The organism is Burkholderia semiarida, assembly GCF_029268935.1.
GTDB classification, from domain to species: Bacteria; Pseudomonadota; Gammaproteobacteria; order Burkholderiales; family Burkholderiaceae; genus Burkholderia; species Burkholderia semiarida.
Genome location: NZ_JAHLCL010000002.1, coordinates 24,340 through 44,922 on the forward strand (window position 1 = coordinate 24,340; position 20,583 = coordinate 44,922).

19 protein-coding genes and 2 pseudogenes are annotated in these 20,583 nt (G+C 65.1%); 7 read left to right on the plus strand and 14 right to left on the minus strand.

Translation table 11 applies throughout. The annotated features are described in order from the left end of the window. Positions 1-643: 643 nt before the first annotated feature. From KPB06_RS03555 to KPB06_RS03565, 3 genes and pseudogenes are all read right to left on the minus strand, one after another. A pseudogene (locus tag KPB06_RS03555) lies at positions 644-1,864 on the minus strand (AMP-binding protein); the annotation flags it as partial. A gap of 67 nt (positions 1,865-1,931) precedes the next feature. Further along, positions 1,932-3,440, minus strand: coding sequence for an AMP-binding protein (locus KPB06_RS03560; RefSeq protein ID WP_060010803.1), 1,509 nt, complete (start codon positions 3,438-3,440; stop codon positions 1,932-1,934). Positions 3,441-3,453: 13 nt separating this feature from the next. Further along, positions 3,454-4,200, minus strand: a complete 747-nt coding sequence (locus KPB06_RS03565; RefSeq protein WP_059583837.1) for an iron-containing redox enzyme family protein — start codon at positions 4,198-4,200, stop codon at positions 3,454-3,456. Between the two features lie 172 nt (positions 4,201-4,372). Here KPB06_RS03565 and KPB06_RS03570 point away from each other — a divergent pair, with 172 nt between their 5' ends. The 6 genes from KPB06_RS03570 (at position 4,373) to KPB06_RS03595 (ending at position 10,597) form a co-directional block, all read left to right on the plus strand. Further along, on the plus strand, positions 4,373-4,639 hold the full coding sequence (locus KPB06_RS03570; RefSeq protein ID WP_060010806.1) for an acyl carrier protein: 267 nt from the start codon (positions 4,373-4,375) through the stop codon (positions 4,637-4,639). A gap of 10 nt (positions 4,640-4,649) precedes the next feature. Beyond that, positions 4,650-6,491 carry an alpha/beta hydrolase gene (locus KPB06_RS03575; RefSeq protein ID WP_146075239.1) on the plus strand — a complete coding sequence of 614 codons (1,842 nt, stop codon included), beginning with the start codon at positions 4,650-4,652 and terminating at the stop codon, positions 6,489-6,491. A 160-nt stretch (positions 6,492-6,651) separates the two neighbouring features. Then, positions 6,652-7,677, plus strand: a complete 1,026-nt coding sequence (locus KPB06_RS03580; RefSeq protein ID WP_059583841.1) for a PLP-dependent cysteine synthase family protein — start codon at positions 6,652-6,654, stop codon at positions 7,675-7,677. A gap of 13 nt (positions 7,678-7,690) precedes the next feature. After that, positions 7,691-8,353 (plus strand): GNAT family N-acetyltransferase, encoded by a 663-nt coding sequence (locus tag KPB06_RS03585; protein ID WP_060010812.1) that lies wholly within the window; start codon positions 7,691-7,693, stop codon positions 8,351-8,353. Continuing rightward, entirely contained in the window at positions 8,350-9,312 is a 963-nt protein-coding gene (locus tag KPB06_RS03590) for an amidohydrolase family protein (RefSeq protein ID WP_060010814.1), read from the plus strand. Before KPB06_RS03585 ends, KPB06_RS03590 begins: the two co-directional genes overlap by 4 nt. A gap of 58 nt (positions 9,313-9,370) precedes the next feature. Then, entirely contained in the window at positions 9,371-10,597 is a 1,227-nt protein-coding gene (locus KPB06_RS03595; RefSeq protein ID WP_275905443.1) for a cytochrome-c peroxidase, read from the plus strand. Between the two features lie 19 nt (positions 10,598-10,616). On the opposite strand, the gene KPB06_RS03600 is transcribed toward KPB06_RS03595, so the two are convergent. The 7 genes from KPB06_RS03600 to KPB06_RS03630 all read right to left on the minus strand — a co-directional run bounded on the left by KPB06_RS03600 (position 10,617) and on the right by KPB06_RS03630 (position 17,033). After that, positions 10,617-11,009, minus strand: coding sequence for a RidA family protein (locus KPB06_RS03600; RefSeq protein ID WP_059583847.1), 393 nt, complete (start codon positions 11,007-11,009; stop codon positions 10,617-10,619). 67 nt (positions 11,010-11,076) lie between these two features. Continuing rightward, complete coding sequence (locus tag KPB06_RS03605; RefSeq protein ID WP_226094348.1) at positions 11,077-12,348, minus strand: hypothetical protein; 1,272 nt, start codon at positions 12,346-12,348, stop codon at positions 11,077-11,079. Next, positions 12,345-13,127 carry an outer membrane lipoprotein-sorting protein gene (locus KPB06_RS03610; protein ID WP_059642217.1) on the minus strand — a complete coding sequence of 261 codons (783 nt, stop codon included), beginning with the start codon at positions 13,125-13,127 and terminating at the stop codon, positions 12,345-12,347. Before KPB06_RS03610 ends, KPB06_RS03605 begins: the two co-directional genes overlap by 4 nt. 109 nt (positions 13,128-13,236) lie before the next feature. Then, positions 13,237-14,379, minus strand: coding sequence for a DJ-1/PfpI family protein (locus tag KPB06_RS03615; RefSeq protein ID WP_059642214.1), 1,143 nt, complete (start codon positions 14,377-14,379; stop codon positions 13,237-13,239). 59 nt (positions 14,380-14,438) lie between these two features. Next, positions 14,439-14,783 (minus strand): FixH family protein, encoded by a 345-nt coding sequence (locus tag KPB06_RS03620; protein WP_226094347.1) that lies wholly within the window; start codon positions 14,781-14,783, stop codon positions 14,439-14,441. 151 nt (positions 14,784-14,934) lie between these two features. Then, the gene (locus KPB06_RS03625) at positions 14,935-16,326 is read right to left on the minus strand and encodes an ABC transporter permease (protein ID WP_060010827.1); all 1,392 of its coding nucleotides are present in this window, start codon (positions 16,324-16,326) and stop codon (positions 14,935-14,937) included. Beyond that, entirely contained in the window at positions 16,323-17,033 is a 711-nt protein-coding gene (locus tag KPB06_RS03630; RefSeq protein WP_059583855.1) for an ABC transporter ATP-binding protein, read from the minus strand. The genes KPB06_RS03625 and KPB06_RS03630 overlap by 4 nt, the downstream gene beginning before the upstream one ends. Positions 17,034-17,108: 75 nt before the next feature. Here KPB06_RS03630 and KPB06_RS03635 point away from each other — a divergent pair, with 75 nt between their 5' ends. Further along, positions 17,109-18,089, plus strand: coding sequence for a thioesterase II family protein (locus KPB06_RS03635; RefSeq protein WP_275905444.1), 981 nt, complete (start codon positions 17,109-17,111; stop codon positions 18,087-18,089). A gap of 50 nt (positions 18,090-18,139) precedes the next feature. Here KPB06_RS03635 and KPB06_RS34545 read toward each other — a convergent pair whose 3' ends face one another. The 4 genes and pseudogenes from KPB06_RS34545 to KPB06_RS03650 all read right to left on the minus strand — a co-directional run bounded on the left by KPB06_RS34545 (position 18,140) and on the right by KPB06_RS03650 (position 20,007). Beyond that, positions 18,140-18,196 carry a DUF3400 domain-containing protein gene (locus tag KPB06_RS34545; protein ID WP_420831929.1) on the minus strand — a complete coding sequence of 19 codons (57 nt, stop codon included), beginning with the start codon at positions 18,194-18,196 and terminating at the stop codon, positions 18,140-18,142. A 44-nt stretch (positions 18,197-18,240) separates the two neighbouring features. Continuing rightward, a pseudogene (locus KPB06_RS03640) lies at positions 18,241-18,816 on the minus strand (DUF3683 domain-containing protein); the annotation flags it as partial. A gap of 153 nt (positions 18,817-18,969) precedes the next feature. Beyond that, positions 18,970-19,218, minus strand: coding sequence for a hypothetical protein (locus tag KPB06_RS03645; protein WP_060009226.1), 249 nt, complete (start codon positions 19,216-19,218; stop codon positions 18,970-18,972). Between the two features lie 12 nt (positions 19,219-19,230). Further along, positions 19,231-20,007 carry a helix-turn-helix transcriptional regulator gene (locus KPB06_RS03650; protein ID WP_226094378.1) on the minus strand — a complete coding sequence of 259 codons (777 nt, stop codon included), beginning with the start codon at positions 20,005-20,007 and terminating at the stop codon, positions 19,231-19,233. Positions 20,008-20,583: the final 576 nt, after the last annotated feature.

A 20,583-nucleotide genomic window follows, 5' to 3' on the forward strand; every position in this document is an offset into this window, starting at 1 on the left:
TCCGGAAAGGGTCGAGGCCGGGGAAACGGTCGGCGCCACCGCGCCGTCCCGCGAAGCGCCGGCATCCTTCGCATAGGCGCCGTCGGTCCAGCTGGCGACGGCGCGCAACTCGCCTTGCAGATACGCACGGCGACACAGCGCGCGCGATCTTGCCGCTGGAGGTCTTTTCGATGGTCGCCGGCTCGACCAGCACGATCGCGTGCGGCGTGACGCCGAAGTCCTCGCCGATCGCGACCACCATCGCGCGCAGCGTTGCGTCGAGATCCATCGTCCGGCGCGCGGTGCGACCGACCTCCTGGATGATCACGAGCTTCTCTTCCCCGTCCGCCTGCACCGATACGGCGGCGCCACACCCGCGGCGCAACGCCGGCACGGCGTCCTGCACGCACGCCTCGATATCCTGCGGATACAGATTGCGCCCGCGAACGATCAACATGTCCTTCACGCGGCCGGTCACGTACAGGCGGCCGTCGACGATCGCGCCCAGGTCGCCCGTGCGCAGGAACGGACGTGCGTCGGGTTCGGCGCCGGGTTCGTCGTCGAAGTGCGCGCCGAACGTCGAGCGCGTCGCTTCAGGGTTGCCGTAGTAGCCGACGCCGATCGCGCCGCCGCGCACCCAGATCTCGCCGACACCGTTCGGGTCGGCCACCGGCCGGCCATCGGTGCCCGCGATCCGGATTTCGGTGCCGGGCGGCGTGCCGCCGCACGACACGAGACTCTTCGCGTTCGCGTCGCCGGGCCGAACCGGTTCGACGATGCCCGCGGCGAGCTTCACGTTATCGACGTCCAGATAGTAGGCGCCTTCGCCACACGGCACACCCGACACGATCAGCGTCGCCTCGGCCATCCCGTAGCACGGATAGAACGACCCGGGCGCGAAGCCGTGCGGGCGTGCGGCGTCGATGAAATCGGTGACGGTCTGGCGATGAATCGGCTCCGCGCCGCAGAAGGCGACGCGCCAGCTGGACAGATCGAGCCGCGCCCCGTCGTCGGTTCCGTTGAGCGCGGCGGCGGCCAACGCATACGCGAAATTCGGCCCGCCGGACGTCGTCGCACGGTGCGCGGAAATCGCGCGCAACCATCGGCCCGGCTGCTGGACGAACGCCACGGGCGACATCAGCACGACGGACAGCCCGATCGACGCGAGCTGCAACGGCATGGACAGTCCCATGTCGTGATAGAGCGGCAGCCACGACAGCATGCGCGTGTCGCGATCATGCTGCATCAGCGTGGCGATCGACCGTTGATTGTCGATGATGTTGCCGTGCGTGATCATCACGCCCTTCGGCGTGCCCGTCGATCCGGACGTGTATTGGAGGAAAGCGATATCGTCCGACGCCGGCAGCCGCGGCAACGCCGACGTATCCCGCGCGCCCGCCTCGACGAGCGCCTCGTACGTGACGAGCTGACAGCCGGTGAAAAGCTGCTGCGTCGCGCGCAGGGTCTCGAGCGTAGCGATCGACGTCGCCGGCGCGACGATCAGCGTCGCGCCGCAATTGTCGGCAATCGCGTGCAGCTTGGCCCATTGCGCGACCTTGCGTACCTGTTGCGGATGATAGGCCGGCACGGCGACGCGCCCCGATGCCAGACATCCATAGAAGGTGCAGACGAACTCGGCGCTCGTCGGCAACAGCAGCAGCACGCGCGCGCCGGGCTCGGTCAGTTGCGCGAGTCCGCGCGCAACCCGCATCATGCCGGCATGCAGATCGCCGAACGTGCTTTCGCTTTCGATCGCTTCGCCGTCGCGCAGGATGGTCAGCGCGACACGATCGGGGCCCCGCTCGGTGTGATGGGCGAGGGTCTCGATGATGGAGGTCGGTTCGACTTCCATCTGAAACACGTTCGGATTCGGATGCGTCGTCATGGTGTGTCCAGAATGAGGTCCGTACGAGCCGCCGCGCGACCGCGGCAGCCCGCGCACGGGTGTGATCTCACGCGTCTCGCAGGAATGCGTCCGCGATCGCGCGGCGATTGAGCTTGAGGTTGCGCGTGCGCAATCCGCTTTCGACGTCGAATGCGCGGTCGGTGAAAATCACCTTCACCAGTTGCCGTTGTGCCGGCAGCGTGCCGTTGACCGCGCGGACGAGCTCGCGCAGCGCGTCGGTGACTTCGGGATCGTCCGGCCGGCGCGTCGCGATGACGACACTGAGCCCCGCCTGCGGGCCCGCCATCACGACAGCTACGTCGACACGCGGATCGCGATACAGCAGCGCCTCGATCGGCTCGGGATGGAATTTCTCGCCGTTGCTCGTGATGATCGCGTCCTTCTTGCGGCCGACGACGCGCAAAAAACCGTCGCCGTCGAACTCGGCGATGTCGCCGGTCGCGACCGCATTCGGTGCGATAAAGGTCGCGCGACTATCCTCTTCCGGCGCATCGAAGTAGCCGAGCGACAGCAGGGCGTTTCGCGTGACGACGACTTCGCCGTCTTCCAGCAACGAGACGCTGCCGGGCTCGGCCGGCTGGCCGACCGTACCGACGCGCACGTGTCCCGGCTTGTTCCACGCGACCATGCCGGCTTCGGTGATCCCGAATGCCTCGTACAGCTCGATCCCGCAATCCCAGAAGAAATCGAGCGCCGCGCGCTTGATCGGCGCCATCCCGGTGACCATGTAGCGGATGTTGCCGCCGGTCAGCGCGCTCAGCCGCTCGGCGAGCGTCGATGCGTCGCTGCCGGGCCCGGCAGCCGCGCGCGCCAGCGTATGCAGCGTCTCGTACAGCACCGGCGGCGCGATCACGAACGTCGGCCGGTGCCGCTTGAGCCCCGGAAAGAGCCCGTGGAACGGCACCGACACGAGATCGATCCCGTGATACAGGCAGAAGTAGTACGTCATCCGTTGCTGATAGTTCGCGAACGGCAGGAACGTCAGGAATCGCTCGCCGGGCGCGACGCCGAATGCGTCGCCATACAGACCGAGCAGGTGCGCGGTGCCGCCGCGGCTCATCACGAGCCCCTTGGTCCGGCCCGTCGTGCCCGAACTGAACACGAGCGAATGGGTATCGGGCGCATGCTCGACGCGCACCGGCTCGATACGCGTGTGCGAATCGCCGCGGCCGGCCGGATCGATGTCCACGATCCGCCCGCCGATCGTCTCGGCGGCATCGAGCCATCGAGCGTCGACGGCCAGCGCGCTCAGCCGGTAGCGCTCGATCAACGCGCCGCACGTGTCGGGCAGGCCGTCGTTCGGGAAAGCGACCGACACGCAGCCGAGCTCGATGCACGCGAGATCCCACACCATCCACGGATAGCCGTTCGGCGCCGCGATGCCGACGCGCGCGCCCGGTACGAGGCCGATCGCCTTGCCGCGCTCGACCGTGGCGAGCACGTCCTCGAACAAGTCGTGAAAGGTCCGGACGGTTTCGGCGCCCTTGTCGTCGACGAAGGTCAGGGTATGACTGCTGCCGCGCAAACGCGCGACGAGATCATCGAAGGTCATCATCGGCGTTTTCCCGTCAAGCGTGCGCGACGCCCTCCGCGGACGCGTAGTACTTTTGCGCGGCGCTCTCGTACATGTTCCAGAACAGCTTGCACGTGTGGCGCACCGCGAACAGCGCTTCCTGTTGCATCTGCGCGGTCGTGCACAGGTCGGTCACGAGCGAGATGCCCTCGGCGACGTGCGCGACGTCCTCTTTCTGGTGAACCGAGAAAAACCGCGTGTCCTCCTCGGTGAGCCCGTAGCACTTCGCCAGAATGGAGTGGCGCGCGTCGCCCGCGCGGGTTTCCAGGCTCTGCCCTTCGCTCGCGATCATCACCGCGGCGGCGCCGATATGGTAGGTGCCCTCGCCCTTGCAGTTCTCGAGGCGATAGTCGATCAATTCACGCGTGGCCGCGGACGGCGTCCATGCATCGCGCTCCTCGTCGCTGATGTTTTGCGCGCGAATGAAGTCTTCCATGAGCTCGACATGGTTCTTCGTTTTCGAGAAGCGCCCGGTTTCCTCTTCGAACAGGTTGTACAGCAGCCGGCGCTTGTGGTCGGGAAACGGGCAGCGGAAGTACAGATTCTCGATGTACTCGAGAAAGTACCGGGTGATCTGGTAACCCTCGAGCGTGATGATCTTCAGCAACCGCCAGTTTTTCTGAGGCGTAAACAACTCCGCGAAGATCGGGTGATCGAGCGTGAGCTGCTCGTCCAGCGTGTCGCGCAGCGCGCGGGAAAACGTCGCTTTGTCCATCAGCACGGCTTCGTTAGTGAGGGTCATGATCGTTCCCTGTCGGTGAGGTAACCGGCAATGTAATGGCGGCTTTCAAGGCTGAAACCTGTCCGTTCGGGCGAGTGTCTCGCGTGTACGCCAACCCTGTACGTCAGTGCAGGTAGGCAGTGCGATGGCATGACGCTATAAAGCGGAACCCCTACGGCACTTGGAGAATCCGATGGACGATCACGCGACCGTGTTCGCTACGCTTACCGAACTGATTCCGCAGATTGCCGCGCTCGATATCGCGCCGGACATGCTGACGCGGGAAACGTCGCTCACATCGGATCTGATGCTCGATTCGATTTCGCTGCTGTCGCTAATGGCGCTGACCGAGGATCGGCTCGGCGTCAGCTTTGCATCGCATACGGAACAGGTCGCGAACCTCGAAACCATCGGCGACGCGGTCGATCTGGTGGAAATGCTGTTGTCCGTGAAAGCGTAACGAGATGACGATGAACGATCATCCGCTCGATGCACGCATGATGCCGTCGGCCGGCGGCTACGACCGCGTCTGCCTGCTGGATGCCGGCGACCTCGACGCGCTGCGCGCGGCGGCCGACGGCAATGCGACGACGGAACCCGGCACGTACGCACGCCTCGCGAAACTGCGCGAGGCATTGAACGCATCCGGTTCCGGGCGGCTCGCCATCGGGATCGACGATCCCGACCTTCGTCGCACACGCGAATTCGCGTCGTTGCCCCGAACCCTTTCGGCCGCGCTGGACGTCGCGGCGGCATCCGTCGCGAACGCATGCATCGTCGTGCTCGGCGATGCGCTCGCCGATGGCACGACGGCCTTCGGCGACGCGGACGCGTCATCGCTATCGTCCGTCGACACGCTCGCCGACGCGGTTGCCGACACCGTGTTCGAAGTACGCCGCCGTATCGATACGTACTTCGAGCAAGCGCCGCTGGCGTTGCCTGCCGACGCTGCCGGCGCGGCTTGCCTGCTGACGGCCGAAGCCGTACTTGCGTGGCTTGCGACGGAAGCGTCGCCCGGTCTTCACGTCGTGCATGGCGAGCGGCGCATTGCGTGGCGCGAGCTCGCCGAAACCGTCGCGCGACGGGTGCCGATTCGGACCCGAACCGATGCTGCCGAGGCCGAACCGGACGCCGTTCTCGCGCTGCTCGAAACGAATCTGAAGCATGCCGAACGGATGCTCGGGTACGCGGACGGCGCGCACGTGCCGCCGCCCGGCATCCCGTCTCACCGGCTGCGCTGCGACGGCTTCGACTGGCAGGGCCGGGTCGCCGCGCGCGTCGCCGCTCACGCCGCCCGGCACGAACGGCGCGACGCGCCCCGATTTGTCGACCTGCCGTCCGCGCGCCGGATCACGACCGGCAGCGGGCACGCGTACCTGAGTGCCGGGCGCGGCCCCCGCGCCATGTTACTGATCAACGCATTCGGCATCCCGCACGACGTGTGGCACGACTTCGCGGCCGGATTGGCGCCGGATTTCTCGCTCTATCTGGCGGACGACACGGGCGATGCGCCGGCCGACGCAGGACTGACACGCGCGTACTATTCGGGCCCCGATGCGCCTGAGCGCTATGCGCGAAGCGTGACTGAACTGCTCGACGTCGAGGGAATCGACGCGATTCATGTCGCGAGCTGGTGCGGGGGCGCCCGATATGCGCTGGCGCTCGCCCGCGCCCTGCCCGGCCGCATCGCGTCGATGAGCCTGATCGCCCCGTCGTTTGCCGGCGCACAGGACTACGACGGCGCGGACAGCGCCTACGAAAACAATCTCAACACGATGTGCTCCCTCGTCGCGCGCATGCCGAAGGCCGCGGACAGCATGGCCAGATCGATGACGGGGCTTCTGGACAAGCGGGCGCGAAACGACGCGCTCGAAGGCGGCCATGCGTCGATGTTCGCGCTACCCGATTCCGCGACCCGTCACTGGCTGCACGCGCCGTTCGTGTCGGCGGCGAACATGATCGAGTACAGCGGGCAATTGCTGAATTTCCGCGCGCACCGCATCGAGGCCGAACGCGACGCGTCGATCGCCGGCATCCCTGCGCTGCTCGTGACCGGGGAATACGACGAAATGACGTGCGCGATCCGCGCGCGAGCCATTACGTCGGCACAGCTTCGTCCGATCCAGGTCGAGCTTCAAGGCGGCAGTCATCACATGGTTCATCAGAATGCGGCGCTCCTGGCAAGGCTCGTCGGCACTTTCGTCGACGCTCCGGCCGTGACAGCCGACTCACTGCCGCATCCGAGACTGCGAATCGTCCCGGCGGCCGACCGTGTCGAAATGGAGATGGAAATGGAGTCGGGCGAACTGTGACGCACGAGCCTTCCGATGCCCGTTCGGACAGTTACAGGCCCGGGGCATCGATCATTAAAGTCGCACTGTGGCAGCAAGCCGGATCCCACGCGGCCGATCGCGTCGTGCCGCTCGCGAACGACGCGCAAGCCAATGCCAACCCGCTGGTCGGAGATTTCGAATGTACGCAAACAGCCTTGTCGAACTGATCGGCGATACGCCGCTGCTGTATCTGAAAAGCCTGTCGAACGAGCACAGGAAAATCCGCGTGTACGGAAAGCTCGAGTGCTACAACCCCGGCAACAGCGTCAAGGACCGGAGCGCGCTTCAGTTGCTGCGCCAGGCCGAGCGCGACCACGGTCTCAAGCCGGGCTGGTCGATCGTCGAATCGACGTCCGGCAACATGGGACACGCGCTGGCGATGCTGTGCGCCACGCGCGGCTATCGCTTCATTTGCGTGCTCGACCCGAAGACACCGAAGACGAATGCCAATCTCGTGCGGGCATTCGGCGGCGAGGTCGAGATGGTCGAACACCCCGACGAAACGGGCAGCTATCAGCGCAAGCGCATTGCGGTCGCGAAAGCGATCGCCGCGAGCGTGCCGAACTGCGTGAACCTCGATCAATACAACAATCCGGCCGCGATCGACGCTCACTATTACTCGACCGGGCCCGAAATCGTCTCGCAGCTCGCCGACCGGCTCGACGCCGTGATCGTGTCCGCCAGCACCGGCAGCCATCTGAGCGGAATCGCCCGCTACGTGAAGGAGCGCGATCCCGCAACCCGCGTGATCGGCGTCGAGCCCGACGGCTCGGTCGTGTTCGGCGGCACGTACCGGCCGCATCTGCAGAACGGCGCGGGGCTCAGTTTTCAGCCCGGAAACATCCTGATCCACCTCGTCGACGACACGATGCGGATCGTCGATCGCGATGCGTTCATCGGCTGCCGCCGCCTCGCGCTCGACGAAGGCCTGCTGCTCGGCGGCTCGTCCGGCGCGATCGCGCAGGCCGCACGCCGCTACGTCGCCACCCTGCAAGGCCCGGCCAACATCGTGCTCGTGTTCCCCGACAGCGGTACCAAGTATCTCGACACGATCTACGACGATCAGTGGCTGATCGATCACGGCCTCCAGGCCGTGCTCGACGACCTGTGCACCTCCGCGACACCGCCACGCGCCGAAAGCGCAGTGGCCCTCGAAACCACGTGACCCAGGGACACCCATGAACGACTCCATCCGCACCTTGCTTGCCGACGGCGCACGGTATCCGATCGCGTTGCCGAAGGCCAACATCACACACGTCACGTATCGCTGGACCAACGGCGTCGACGATGCGCTCGGCGCGCAGATCGTCGAACTGATGCGGCGCACGAGCGAAAGCGCGCCGATCATCGGCTTCGCCGAGACCATCACGGACGCGGAAGCGGACCACTATCTCGACGAACTGCGCTCGAATCTCGCCGCGGAGAAGGTTCGCCTGCTGACGATCTTCGCGAACACCGGGCAACTGATCGGCCTGTGCACGCTGCGCCGCAACGTGAATCCCAACAACCGCCATATCACCGATCTCGCGAAAGGCATGATCCACGACGCCTGTCGCGGCGGCGGCGTGCTGCCTGCCGCGTTCGTCGAGATCGCGTTGCAATGCGATCGGGACAATGTCGAACTGGTGACGCTCGACGTGCGAGACGGCACGCCCGCTCATCGCGTATGGGAACACTACGGCTTTCAGACGTGGGGCACCTTGCCGGACTACGCCCGTGCGAACGGGAAGGTCCATGCCGGCCACTTCATGATGCAGCGCGTGGCGGACCTCAAGGAACGCGCGCTCGGCATGCTCATGGGCCGCGACGCCAACCGAACCGCCGCCAGCGCATCGGCATGAGCGACGCCCTCTACACCGGGCCGATCATCGACTCGCACTGCCACATCGCATCGACGCGCTTCATTCCCACGGCGTTCCTCGAGGGATTCTGCGCCAACATTCATGTGCGGCTCGTCGCCAACGGCATACGGAAATCGCGATCGGAACTGCTCGATACCTACCTCGCGCAAAGTCAGGACCACTTCGGCGATGCACTCGTGGCCGACATGACGTCGGCCGGCATCGGGCAGGCCGTGCTGTTGCTGCCCGACTTCACGTACGTGATGAAAAGCGATCTCACGATCGCCGAGATGTATGCCGAGCATCATGCGATCCTGCAGCGTCACGGCGAGCGCTTTCACGTATTCGGCGGCATGGATCCGCGCTGGGGAGCGGACGGTGTCGCGTTGTTCGAGAAAGGCGTGACCGAGTACGGCTTCTCCGGATTGAAACTGTACCCGCCCTGCGGCTACAGCCCCAGCGACAAGCGCCTTTACCCGCTGTACGAAATCTGTCGCGCCCATCGCTTGCCGGTTCTTCTGCACGTGGGTCCGACCAGCCCGGCGCTCGAGTTCGCGTACTCGCACCCCGATCTGCTGGACCGCGCGGCGTTCGATTTCCCCGACGTGAACTTCATCCTGGCGCACGGCGCCGTTCATCACGTCGACGCCTGCGCGCGACAGTGCGCGTATCGGCCCAACGTGTATCTCGACGTCAGCGCGTTTCTCGGCTCCCAGCATCCGCAGGGGTGGTCGGTCGCGCTCGCCGAGCTGTTCCGCATGAACATCAATCACAAGATTCTGTTCGGCACCGACTGGCCGGTCTTTCGCAACTCGGGCGGCCATCGCAAGGTCATGGAGCAGTTCCTCGCGCCCGACGGCCCGCTCGCGGCAGTCGCGCCGGTACAACGCAAGTGGCTGATGTCGGGCAATGCGCGCGCACTGCTGCCGGCATCGCGCACGATCGATGCGATGGCGTGATTCCGGCCGTCGCGTGCGACGGCCGTCCCGCACGCACTACGGGCTCGCGGCTGCCTCGATGATCGGCGCCCTGCTCGTCTGGACCGCGTGGCCCGGGCATCGGGCCGACGCGATGGCGGAAACCGCCGACACGCTTGACCACTGGCGCGCCGATGAACGGGCGCAGCTCGAATCGATGCGCCTGCCCGCGAACGCCGGCGTCAAGGTTGACCCGTCGAATCGCGTGGCCACGTCCGCACAGGCAGCGCAGCTGGGCAAGCGTCTGTTCTCCGACCCCCGGTTCAGCCGAAACGGCGCGATCGCCTGTGCGAGCTGCCACGCCCCCGATCGCCAGTTCGAAGACGGGCGGCCGCTGGCGATCGGCGTGGGCGTCGGCGTGCGCCGCACGATGCCTGTCGTCGGCGCGACCGATGCACCGTGGCTGTTCTGGGACGGCCGCAAGGACAGCTTGTGGTCGCAGGCGATCGGGCCGATCGAGGATCACAACGAGCACGGCGGCACCCGGCTGCGCGCCGCCCATGTGCTGGCCGAGCACTACCGCGACGCCTACGAGCCTCTGTTCGGACCGCTGCCCGACCTGAGCGCGCTGCCGCGCGACGGCGGCCCGCTCGGTACGGACGCGGAGAAAGCTGTCTGGCAGGGGCTCGACGAACGCACCCGCACCGACGTGTCGCGCGTGTTCGCGAATCTCGGCAAGGCGATCGCGGCGTACGAAGCGACGCTACAGTACGGGCCTTCACGCTTCGATACCTATGTCGACGGCGTCCGGACCGGCGATCCGGTCAAGCTGGCCGCGCTGACCCCGACCGAAAAGGCAGGCCTCCACCTGTTCGTGAGCAAGGGCCAATGCATGACCTGCCACACCGGGCCCATGCTGAGCGACCGTCAGTTTCACAACATCGGCGTACCGCCGCGCAGCGGGACGGCTGCCGACACCGGTCGCGCGGCGGCGGTCGACAAGGTGCTGCACGACGAATTCAACTGCATGGGGCCGTTCAGCGACGCGAAGCCCGAGCAGTGCGAGGAGCTGCAATTCATCTCGACCGACGACCAGCAGATGCTCGGCGCATTCAAGACGCCGAGCCTGCGCAACGTCGCACTACGGCCGCCGTACATGCACACGGGTCAATTCGCGTCGCTGGACGCCGTGATGCGCCACTACGCGGACGCACCCGCGGCCGCGATCGGGCATAGCGAACTGAAGCGGATCGCATTGTCGGACGACGAGCAGCGGCAGCTCGTCGCGCTGCTCGGTGCGTTTTCCGGCCCTGTCGTCGAGCGCTGATCGTCCGCGCCGCCGCCCGTCAGCGTGATGCGTCGCGAACGGCGACGCCCATCACCTTGACCTGGCCGCCGAACGGCAACGCAGCCGCCTGATAGACGGTCCGCGCAGGCCGGCGATCCGCGGGAAACAGATCGGCATACACGCCATTCACTTCCGCGAGCGCGCCGATGTCGGAGAATGCGATGTCGACGAACACGAGATCGCGTGGGCTGAATCCCGCCGCTTCGAGCGCGCGGAACAGGTTCGCGAACGCGCGTCTCGCTTCTTCGGCCGGCGTACCCGGCACGTAGCGGCCGTCGGCGTCCAGCGAAAGCTGGCCGCTGAGATAGCAGGTGTCGTTGGCGACAACGGCATGGCTGATCGGCGACGGCCATTGCGGCAGATCGTTGCCCGACGTCACATAGCGTTTCATGCGCTTCCTCTCCTCGAATCGGGCGGTGCTGCCCGTCACGCGATACGTACGGGCATCCGTTCCCGCGTTACAAATAGTGCTTGACGAGCAACTGAAAGAGATTCGACTGCGGCAGCGCGCCGTATTCGGTCGTCGACGCGCCCGCATTGATCTGCCATTGCAGCGCGACATCGGTTCTGGCGAAGCGATAACGCGCCTCGAGCCAGGTGAGCCGGCTGCGATCGGCGAGGTTCAACCTGACGAAACCGGACAGATCCAGACGCTGGATCCAGGCATCCTGCCACCTGACCATCGCGAAGAGCCCGTCGCGCGTCGTGGGGTCCTGCTGGGCGGCCGCCAGCGTTCGATAGGCGGCGTAGCCGGCCGGCGCGCCATTGCGCAGCGCCTGCCAGCCCGCGCGATCGAGCGCGGCGCCGTCCCGGTCGTACTCAAGCGTGACGGAAAGATTGCGCGACGTCGTGCAGGTCGCGCCGGTCGCGAGCTTCCAGCGGAACGCGACGTCGCTGTACGGCTGCCCGAGCGCGCGTGCAAGCGTCGACGGCCCTCGCCCGCCCGACCACTCCACGTACCCGACGCACGCGTTGTTGACGAGATGAACCAGATTGACGCCGAACTGCGGCGAACTGCCGGGCTTTCCGTCGTCGTAGATCACGATCTGCGGCGACAGATCCGAGATGACGCGCTGGCTGAACTGGAGCATCCAGCGCGTGCGCTGATTCGTCGCGCCGAAGTCCGGCGAGAACGACGCGTCGGTTGCGCGATCCGCGATCCGCGGTGCGACGAGCGCGCTGACGGAACCGTCGGCCCACAATTGCTGGCCGCGCAGCATCACCGTACCGAGCCGGTTCTCGCGCAGGCTCGCGGGATCCACCGACGTCACCGAACGGACCGCGTTGTCGCGGAAAAAGTCGGTGGGGTTGTAGCCGGTGGCGACACCGAGCCGCACATTGACGCGGCCGGCCTGCAGCAGCGTGCTGCCGCCGCCCACGCGGCCGTCCACATACAGTTCCTTCAGCGTATTGATCGCGCCCGAGTCGCCGTCGAAGCGCCACGGACCGTTCAGGTCGAGTCGATCGGCGAAACTGACGCCCCAGCCGTTCGAGAATGCATGGCGCGCACTCAGGTCGAGCGACAGGCGCGTGGCCGTGCGCGTGCCGCCCGGCCGCAGGGTGGCGAAACGCAAGCCGGGTTCGAGACTGAACTGGTACTTGCCGTCGTCGACCTTCTGCACCGGCGTCGCGTCGGCAAGCGCGAGTCCGGCCTCTTCCGCATCGTTTGCATGGCATACGCCCGCCATGCCGGCCAACGCGATACAGGCGATGCCGATTCGCGTCATCATTCCGGCTGGAAACGCGCCATGAAATCGGACTGGAACCAGGCATCCGGAATCTCCCGCGCCACGTAGTCCGCGTATCGCATCACGGTCACGAGATTCGGATTGAGCCCGTCGATGATCACGATCTCGGTCGGCCGCAACGCGCCGAGCTGCTGTTGAAAGCGTCGATAGAAGGCCGTCTTGAGAAGCTTGCCGCTTTCGCTGAAGAAACGTGCCTTCACGGGGCGCGAATCCGTCGTATCGATCCACATCTCGATCGAGTGATAGGTCATGTCGGATACGCTCTGGACGAGCTTCAACCGGTACGCGCGGCGCATCTGGCGCTCGCCGTCCTGCACATCCTCCTCCGCCTCGACCTGCGCACGATATCCCTGCGCGAAATTGACGGTGACCACGTCGCCGTTCGACGCCTGCCCGAGCAACCGTTGCTGCGGCGAAATGCGGATCGTCGCCTTGCTCGCCGGATCGAAAAACCACAGATCGTTGCCGCTCTTGAGCATCAGCTTGTTCGCATCGCGCGCCGGTGCCGCGAATCGAATCAGGCTGCGAAACTGGCCGCTCGCCGGGTTGATCCGCGAATAGGCGGTCAGTGCGTTCGAATCGGTTTGCTTGCCATCGGTGTATTGGGTCAGCGTGACATTCAGCGTGAACGGTTCGCTCGGGTTGCGAACGGCATCGCTCGCGGCGAGGATGCGCTGCGGATCGGGCGCGGCGTGCGCGGTACAGCAGGCGAGTGCGAGGATCGCGGCGGCGCCCAGGCGCGCCATCGAATGCGTCTGCATCGGAATCTCCGGGGCAAATACGGAATGACGGGGACGAGTGCGGCCCCCGCCCGGAACGGGCGGAGAACCGACTGGCTAGAGGACGTACGGGGACGCTGCGATGCGCAGCTCAGTAGCCCGGATACTGCATCTGTAGCGCGACCCAGGCGGCCGTGCGCTTGCCGAATTCGGACGCGATCGCATTCAGCGATGCATCGAGCGCATGCAACGGATAGCGCGTGACCGGTGCGGACAGCATCCGCGTCGGCGCGTCGACGCCGGCCACACGATCGGGAACGATCGTCAGCCCGCGCCGGGTGCGCACGGGTTCGCGGCTCGCGGCCACCGTGTAGGCGGTCGAGCGGAACGTCGTCGAATAGGCGTCGGCCTCGAGCACGAGCGCAATTTCGTCGACGCCCGGCGCGATCGGGATACCGAAATCCTCGTGCGACCAGAACGACACATAGTTGGTTGCGATCGTCGCCATCGCCGGCAATCCGAGACTGAAGCGGTCGGTCGCGATCTCGGACGACCATGCAGGGCGTCCGAGCCGCTCGGCGACCTGCAGCGCGCGTTCGTGCCCGGCGAGCGCCTCGACGAGCGCCAGCGATACCGGAATCGTCGCGGTGACGCCGGTCGTCGTGACGACCTTGCCGTCGGCAACGTAACGCTTGCCGTCGACCCAGCGCGTATCGGCGAACTTCTTGCGCAGATCGTTCATCGAGTACCAATGCCCCGTTGCGCGGCGGCCTTCCAGCAGCCCCGCGCGTGCAACGACCCAGACGCCGTCGCACACGCCGATGATCGTCGCGCCCTTCTTCGCCTGCCCGGCCACCCATGCAAGCAGCGCCGGATCGCTGTCGCGATGCACGGCCGGCACGATCACGTAGTCGGCCCCTTGCGGCACGCGCTCGTCGAACTGCGCGGTGGTTTCGTCCGGAATGACGTTCATCGGCGCCGGGAACATCCGGATCGGGCCCGGCTTCGTCGCGAGCGCGACGAGATCCGCCGCGCCCGATTCGGCCACGATGCCATAGGGAACGACGTAGTCGGTCAGCTCGGTATAGTAGTTTTCGCCGACGACGGCGACGATCGGGCGCGTGCGCCCGAAGCGCGGCTGATAGGCGGGCAGCCGGTCGGCGCGTGCCGCCGCGGGCGCGGCCGCTGCCGGCGCCGACGCTTCGCTCGCGGGCCCCGCATGGGCAACGTTCGCGATGCCCGATGCAAGCGGCGCGAGCAGCAACATCATCCAGTACAGCATGACTTTTCGCATTGAAGCCTCTCCGTGTATGGAACTCATCCAGTAATCAGGCATGGCGCCTGTGCCGGCCGTCATGACGCCGCCGCCGCCGGCAACACGACGTTGAACGTCACGTCGTCGTCGCGCTGCGCGTCGCGGACCTTCAGCGTGATCGTCCACCAGCCGGGCATGCTGAACTTCATCCCTTGCAGCCGATACGCACCGTTTCCGTCGCTCTCGACCACGCGAGGACGCGTCGGCAGACCGTGCCCGTGCTGCGGCATCCCGCCGCTCACGTCGATGCGCGCACCGCGCACGGGCTCGCCCGACGCACGGCTCACGCTGACCGTCCAGACATGGATCCGGTTCAGCGGCGGCGGTGTCGTGGGCGGCTCGAGCGTCACGACGTATGCGCCCGACGCCGTCGTTCGCGTCAACGACAGATTCAGACCCGCGGGAACCGACTGCTCGGCCGGTGCGCCGCATGCGCCGAGCATGGCGATGCAACTCCCGGCGAAGGCTAACATGACGTTCCGCCGACGAATCGATTTCATTGACATTTCATCGGCGCCCGATCCGGCCGCTCGATCACGCGTAGCGGAGCGCATCGACGATCTCCATGCGCGACGCGCGGCGCGCGGGCAGCAACGCGGACAGCATCGATACCACCAGCAGGCCGATCGCGGTGCCGACGATCAGGTCGTTCTCGCCCCACACGCGAATGATCAGCGGCACCGGCGAGCGGCCCGGCGGCGTCCACGTCAGACCGCTGACGTTGATGACGCCGGCGAGCAGCGCCGCGCTGGCGACGCCGAGCACCGCGCCGATCACGCCGAGCAGCAGCCCTTCGCACAGGAACAGGCGCCGCACGCCGGCGCGGCGCAACCCCATCGCGCGCAGCGTTCCGATTTCGACCGTGCGCTCGAACACCGCCGTGCTCATCGTGTTGCCCACGGTAAACAGCACGATCGCGGCGATCAGCAGTGCGACAAAACCGAACAGCGTCGCGAACATCGCAAGCGCTTGACCATAGAACGGGTTCAGCACCGTGTAATCCACGACTTCCGTGTCCGTACCGGCGAATTTCGTTTTGAGCAGCGTCTCGAGCCGCGCCTTCGCGGCAGGCAAATCCGACGTGTGGCGCAACTGGACGACGATCGCCGTGGCCTTCGGCTGCTCGGCGCCGTACACGAGTCGTTGCGCTTGCGCGAGATGCAGGCCGACGTACATGTCGTCGTATTCCTTGATGCCCTGTCGTTCCGCTTTCACGACCTGCAGTTCCGCCACGTTCGGCGCACCGCGCGCGGTCGCCGCAAGCAGTTCGATCCGCCGGCCGCTCGTCCCGGCGGCCGGCGCCGCGCGCGTTCCCTCGGCAAGGGCCGCGATATCGCCCGGAAGCGGCGAGGCAGGCGTGGCGTCCGCGGACTTCCTGGGCGGTTTGCAGTCGGGCACCTTGAGCGGCCCGCACAGTTCGAGTACACGCGCGAGGCCCGTACCGATCACGGCTGCGTCGCCCGTCGTTCCGGTCAGCGCCATCGGCGGGATCGTCACGGGGAAGCGATAGTCGTTCCAGGCGCGCATCCGGTTCTGGTCGTCCACGCGCACGCCGAGCGCGAGCGCGGTACGCGACAACCCCGCGTCGAAGTTGCCCGCGATGCCCTGCAACTGCAGCGTGGGCGTCGCGACGAGCACCATCGTCGCCAGTACCGGGTCGGCCTTCACCGCGTCGATAATCGCTTCGTAGTTGTCGATCCCGTACTCGGAAGGATTGCCGCTGCCGAACTCGTAGAACCCCTTGCGTTCGATCTGCAGGTGGCCGCCGTACTTCACGTAATCGGTTTGCAGACCATACGTGATGTTGCGCGTATAGCCGCCGAACAGCAGCACCGCGTGCGCGCCGACGATCATCGCAAGCAAGGTCGTGATCGAGCGACGGCGGTTGCGCAGCAGATTGCGGAGCGCGAGCGAAAATGTCTTCATGCGAACGCCTCCTGCTCGTCCGTGCGGGTCACGTCGGACACGATCCCGTCGGCAATATGGACGACGTCGTCGCCCGCCGCGATGACCTGCGGATCATGCGACGAAATCACGAACGAGACGCGCCGCTCCCGCTGCAAGCGCCGCATCAGCGCGATGATCTGCTGGCCGGTCTTGCTGTCCAGATTGGCGGTCGGCTCGTCCGCCAGCACGAGGTTCGGCGACGCGACGAGTGCGCGTGCGATCGCGACCCGTTGCCGCTGGCCGCCCGACATCTGTCCCGGACGATGGTGCGCCTTGTCGGCCAGGCCGACCGCATCGAGCATGTCCCGCACCTTCAGCGCCCGCTCGGACTCCGTCAATCGCGTGCCCGCGAGAAGCAGCGGATATTCGACGTTTTCGTGCGCCGTGAGCACCGGCAGCAGATTGAAGTTCTGGAAGACGAAACCGAGCCGCCGGGCACGAAAATCCGACAGCGCGTCGTCCGACAAACGGCCGACCTCTTCGCCCGCCACGACGATGCGGCCGCGATCGGGCCGGTCCACGCACCCGACAAGATTCAGCAACGTCGACTTCCCGCTGCCGGACGCGCCGGCAATGACGGTCAGTCTTCCATCACGGATGTCGAGCGTGACGTCGCGCAGCGCGGTCACGTTGACGGAGCCCATCAGATACGACTTTTCAACGGCTTCGAGTATTACGGCGTTCATGGTCTCGATGTACGAAGTTGGCAGGCCGCGACAGCAGGGTGCAGGACGATCGCGCAGCGCAGAATACCAACTTGCGTGTACGGAAAAACCTGTTCGTTGGGGCAGCGTCCGGGCGCGAACGCGATGCCGGGATGGCATGTCGCGTCCCGCATTCGCGAACAATCACGGCCGGGAGGGACCGTCAACCTGTACCGTCGGACGGCACACGTCGCCGCCCCTTGCGATTACGCTGCACCGTCATCGGCGCGCCGCCCCGGATCGAATCGCGGCCGCGTCTCGTCACGACTTCCGTTCCCAATCGGCATGCCAGTCAAGATCACGCCCTGGTTCATCCTGCATCGCCCGCAACCCGCGGCCACGCACCGGCTGTTCTGCTTCCCGTACGCCGGTGCCGGCTCGCTGCTCTATCGGCGCTGGGCGCTCGATCTGCCCGACTGGATCGAAGTCGTTGCGGTCGAACTGCCGGGACGCCAGACGCGTTTCTCGGAAGCGCCGCCCACGTCGCTGGATGCGATGACGGATGCGTTGGCCACGGCCGCGACCGGGCTCCTCGACAAGCCATTCGGCACCTTCGGGTACAGTTTCGGCAGTGTCGTCGGTATCGAATGGTTGAAGGAACTCGATCGACGACGGCTTCGCGGGCCCGTTCATGCGTTCTGTGCAGCGCACCGCGCGCCGCATGTCGCACCGCGTCCGCTCTCGATTCATCGGTTGCCGGAACCGGACCTCATCGGTTGGCTGAAAACGATGGGCGGCACACCGGATGCGTTGCTGTCGGAGCCGGACTGGCTTCGGCATTTCCTGCGCGCGCTGCGCGCCGATCTGGCGCTCGCCGAAGGATATTGCACCGATGCGCCATTCGCGTTGCGGTGCGGGCTGACCGTATTCGGCGGCCTGCACGATCCGCATGTCGATATCGACGCGCTGCGCGAATGGCGCCGCTACAGCGACGGACCGTTCTCCCTTCATCGGTTCGACGGCGATCATTTCTTCATCCATGCCCGGGAACGCGAGCTACAGGATCGCGTGGTCGCGACGCTGGCCGCACAGGCATAGCCACGATACCGAGAACCGGTCGCGCCGGCATCGGCTGCGAGGTCATCCCGTCACAGCATCACGCGCTCGATCCCGCCATGGTTGGCGCGTGCGACATAATCGGCCATCCAGTTCTCGCCGAGCACCTGGCGCGCGATCTCGACCACGATGGCTCGAAGCACGCCTTGATCAGCGCGGCGATCTCGGCTTCGGTGTCGGGCGTCAGCACGACGAACGGGTATTCGACGCGCCAGTCGGTCGCATCGGTCACGTGCGACACGCGCGACAGCCCGTCGAAGCGGATGTTGTCCTTCTGCGTGCAGCGGCCGAGCGCCTTGGTCGCGCGGCGGCGCAGCTCGGCCATCTTGTCGAATTCGTCGGCGAACTCGTCGACCGCGCGCTGCGCCGCCGCTTCCAGCATCTCGACGCGCGATGCGCGCTCGCGGCCGGCGGCGTCGTACCATCCGCTCACACTCACCCGACGACGTCTTGCAATTTCGGACAGCCGGTCATGCAGCGTGGCGATCAGGAACGCGCGACGCGTTCGGTTATCGAGCAAGTCGTCCTGCAGATACGGGTTGCGGCGCACGACCCAGATGTCGCCGAGCACTTCGCAGAGCAGCCGCGCCGAGCGGCCCGTGCGGCGCTCGGCGCGCAGTTCGTCGAGCACCGACCACGCCTCTTCGCCGAGCAGGCGGATCACGATCTCGCGATCGGAAAACGACGTGTAGTTATACGGAATATTGCGCGACGGTTCATGTAATCCTGCTATTGCCCGAACACGATCTAGCAAATGTACGCTTGGCAGTCGGGCATTCATTGGCGTCTATGAAATGAATGATGATGCGATCGAGAACCACGCTCGGGAAAGCGGAATCGTATTCGGCAGGCAGCAGGCAAACTAAACGGAAATGGCGGTCCGGACCAGATCGAACGCGCTTTTCAGGATCATCGCCGTGGCTATGCCGACCAATGGAGGCGCAAGCACCCCGGTCACGCACAGCAGGACACGGCCCGGGACCGGCAAGCCCGGCCGCTTCCATGCGATATAAAGCGCGGCAGGCGGCAGAAAGAGAATCGACAAAATATAGGCTTTGTACGTAAACCCATGACGCGCGACAAATGCCTTGACCTTTTCCTTGAAAGACATTCCCGAACTCTCCTAGATCAATCCCAGACGGCTAACCTTCGCCACCGCCTGCGCCCTGTTCGAAACACGCAGTTTTTCATACACATTCGTCAGATGAAACTTGACCGTTCTTTCCGACATCGAAAGTATTCGGCCAATTTCCCACGCAGTCTTGCCTTCGACTACCCATTTGATTACATCGGATTCCTTTCTCGTGAACTGAATCCTGTTCGGGTCCGCGCAAGCATCCGGCTCGAAGCCTGCCGCAGGTGATTCCGCGGCTTCCCGGCTCTGTCTCGCAATCTTCTGGGCCAGTGCTGCATGCAAATGCATGGCAATGAGACTGACGAGCAACGCCGAATGCAACGTCGTGTCTTCGCACTTCAACTGCAAGACGGTCCGAATGGCCGTCGAATCGCCGGGCGGCGCGCCAATACAAGCGACCACCCCCTGCCCGCGCATGTATGACGCGACATCGTTGACCTGCGCATCGCGTTGCGGCAATTCCCCGTCGAGATCGCGCCAGCGAAAGGTATGATCCTGACGATCCGACAAGGCGAAGCAACTCAAATATCGATCAATGTCGATCCCGGCTCCAAACAGCGTCAGGCCTCGTCGGGTTCCGGCGTCGTTCGCGGCACCATAGCGATATATCAGTCCGTGAGAAGCTGCATCGCCGCTTCCTCCATGCAAAATCAAACACTTGTCGAACGGAATCACTCGTCCAATTTTTTCCGCGAGCTGATCGATCCCCTCGGTCAAACCGTTGGGACGAAGAATCTCGCCGATGATGCGAGAAAAGGTCTCCAATTTTCCGGGCCCTTATTGAAAAGACAAGGTTCTTGATCGTCGACGCGCCGTGGCAACCCGGTTTATTTACCCAAGCTTCAAGACCGTAACGGATTGCCGGCACCTGGCGCTTACTCCCTGTACATCGGCACTGGCCAATATTCGATGACAACATCAAGTCAAGCATCGCTCGCGATGCCATGCTTCCAGAACAAACATTTGTCAAGGAGTACGGATCAACGACGCCGAATGATTAACATCTGAATTATTAACATGCCAATTATTGAAACCGGACTTCACATGCCCTAATGACAGAACGATTTCATCCACGCGCGCGATGTCGAAATGTATTCATTCACCAGCCGCAAGCCAGACAATGGCCAATTGAAGAGCCGGCGGCTGAACTTCACGCCTAGACTTCATTCTCTAAACCTGGCGCTGCGCAAGTATATCGGAGGACAGAAGACAGAAACATTACCTTTCGAAAAAAATATGTAATGAAGCTTTCTATCTAGTTACATCAAAAATTCGAATTTTGTTTCATGCCTGCGACAAACTGACGCACGTCGTTTCAATATCTCGACATCAAGCGCGATT

Coding starts and splice junctions, on each gene's coding strand:
- KPB06_RS03565 (WP_059583837.1), bottom strand. CDS start 4,200: ATGACCCTCACTAACGAAGCCGTGCTGATGGACAAAGCGACGTTTTCC.
- KPB06_RS03580 (WP_059583841.1), top strand. CDS start 6,652: ATGTACGCAAACAGCCTTGTCGAACTGATCGGCGATACGCCGCTGCTG.
- KPB06_RS03595 (WP_275905443.1), top strand. CDS start 9,371: ATGATCGGCGCCCTGCTCGTCTGGACCGCGTGGCCCGGGCATCGGGCC.
- KPB06_RS03610 (WP_059642217.1), bottom strand. CDS start 13,127: ATGCAGACGCATTCGATGGCGCGCCTGGGCGCCGCCGCGATCCTCGCA.
- KPB06_RS03560 (WP_060010803.1), bottom strand. CDS start 3,440: ATGATGACCTTCGATGATCTCGTCGCGCGTTTGCGCGGCAGCAGTCAT.
- KPB06_RS03575 (WP_146075239.1), top strand. CDS start 4,650: ATGAACGATCATCCGCTCGATGCACGCATGATGCCGTCGGCCGGCGGC.
- KPB06_RS03605 (WP_226094348.1), bottom strand. CDS start 12,348: ATGATGACGCGAATCGGCATCGCCTGTATCGCGTTGGCCGGCATGGCG.
- KPB06_RS03570 (WP_060010806.1), top strand. CDS start 4,373: ATGGACGATCACGCGACCGTGTTCGCTACGCTTACCGAACTGATTCCG.
- KPB06_RS03630 (WP_059583855.1), bottom strand. CDS start 17,033: ATGAACGCCGTAATACTCGAAGCCGTTGAAAAGTCGTATCTGATGGGC.
- KPB06_RS03600 (WP_059583847.1), bottom strand. CDS start 11,009: ATGAAACGCTATGTGACGTCGGGCAACGATCTGCCGCAATGGCCGTCG.
- KPB06_RS03645 (WP_060009226.1), bottom strand. CDS start 19,218: ATGTCTTTCAAGGAAAAGGTCAAGGCATTTGTCGCGCGTCATGGGTTT.
- KPB06_RS03625 (WP_060010827.1), bottom strand. CDS start 16,326: ATGAAGACATTTTCGCTCGCGCTCCGCAATCTGCTGCGCAACCGCCGT.
- KPB06_RS03590 (WP_060010814.1), top strand. CDS start 8,350: ATGAGCGACGCCCTCTACACCGGGCCGATCATCGACTCGCACTGCCAC.
- KPB06_RS03615 (WP_059642214.1), bottom strand. CDS start 14,379: ATGCGAAAAGTCATGCTGTACTGGATGATGTTGCTGCTCGCGCCGCTT.
- KPB06_RS03585 (WP_060010812.1), top strand. CDS start 7,691: ATGAACGACTCCATCCGCACCTTGCTTGCCGACGGCGCACGGTATCCG.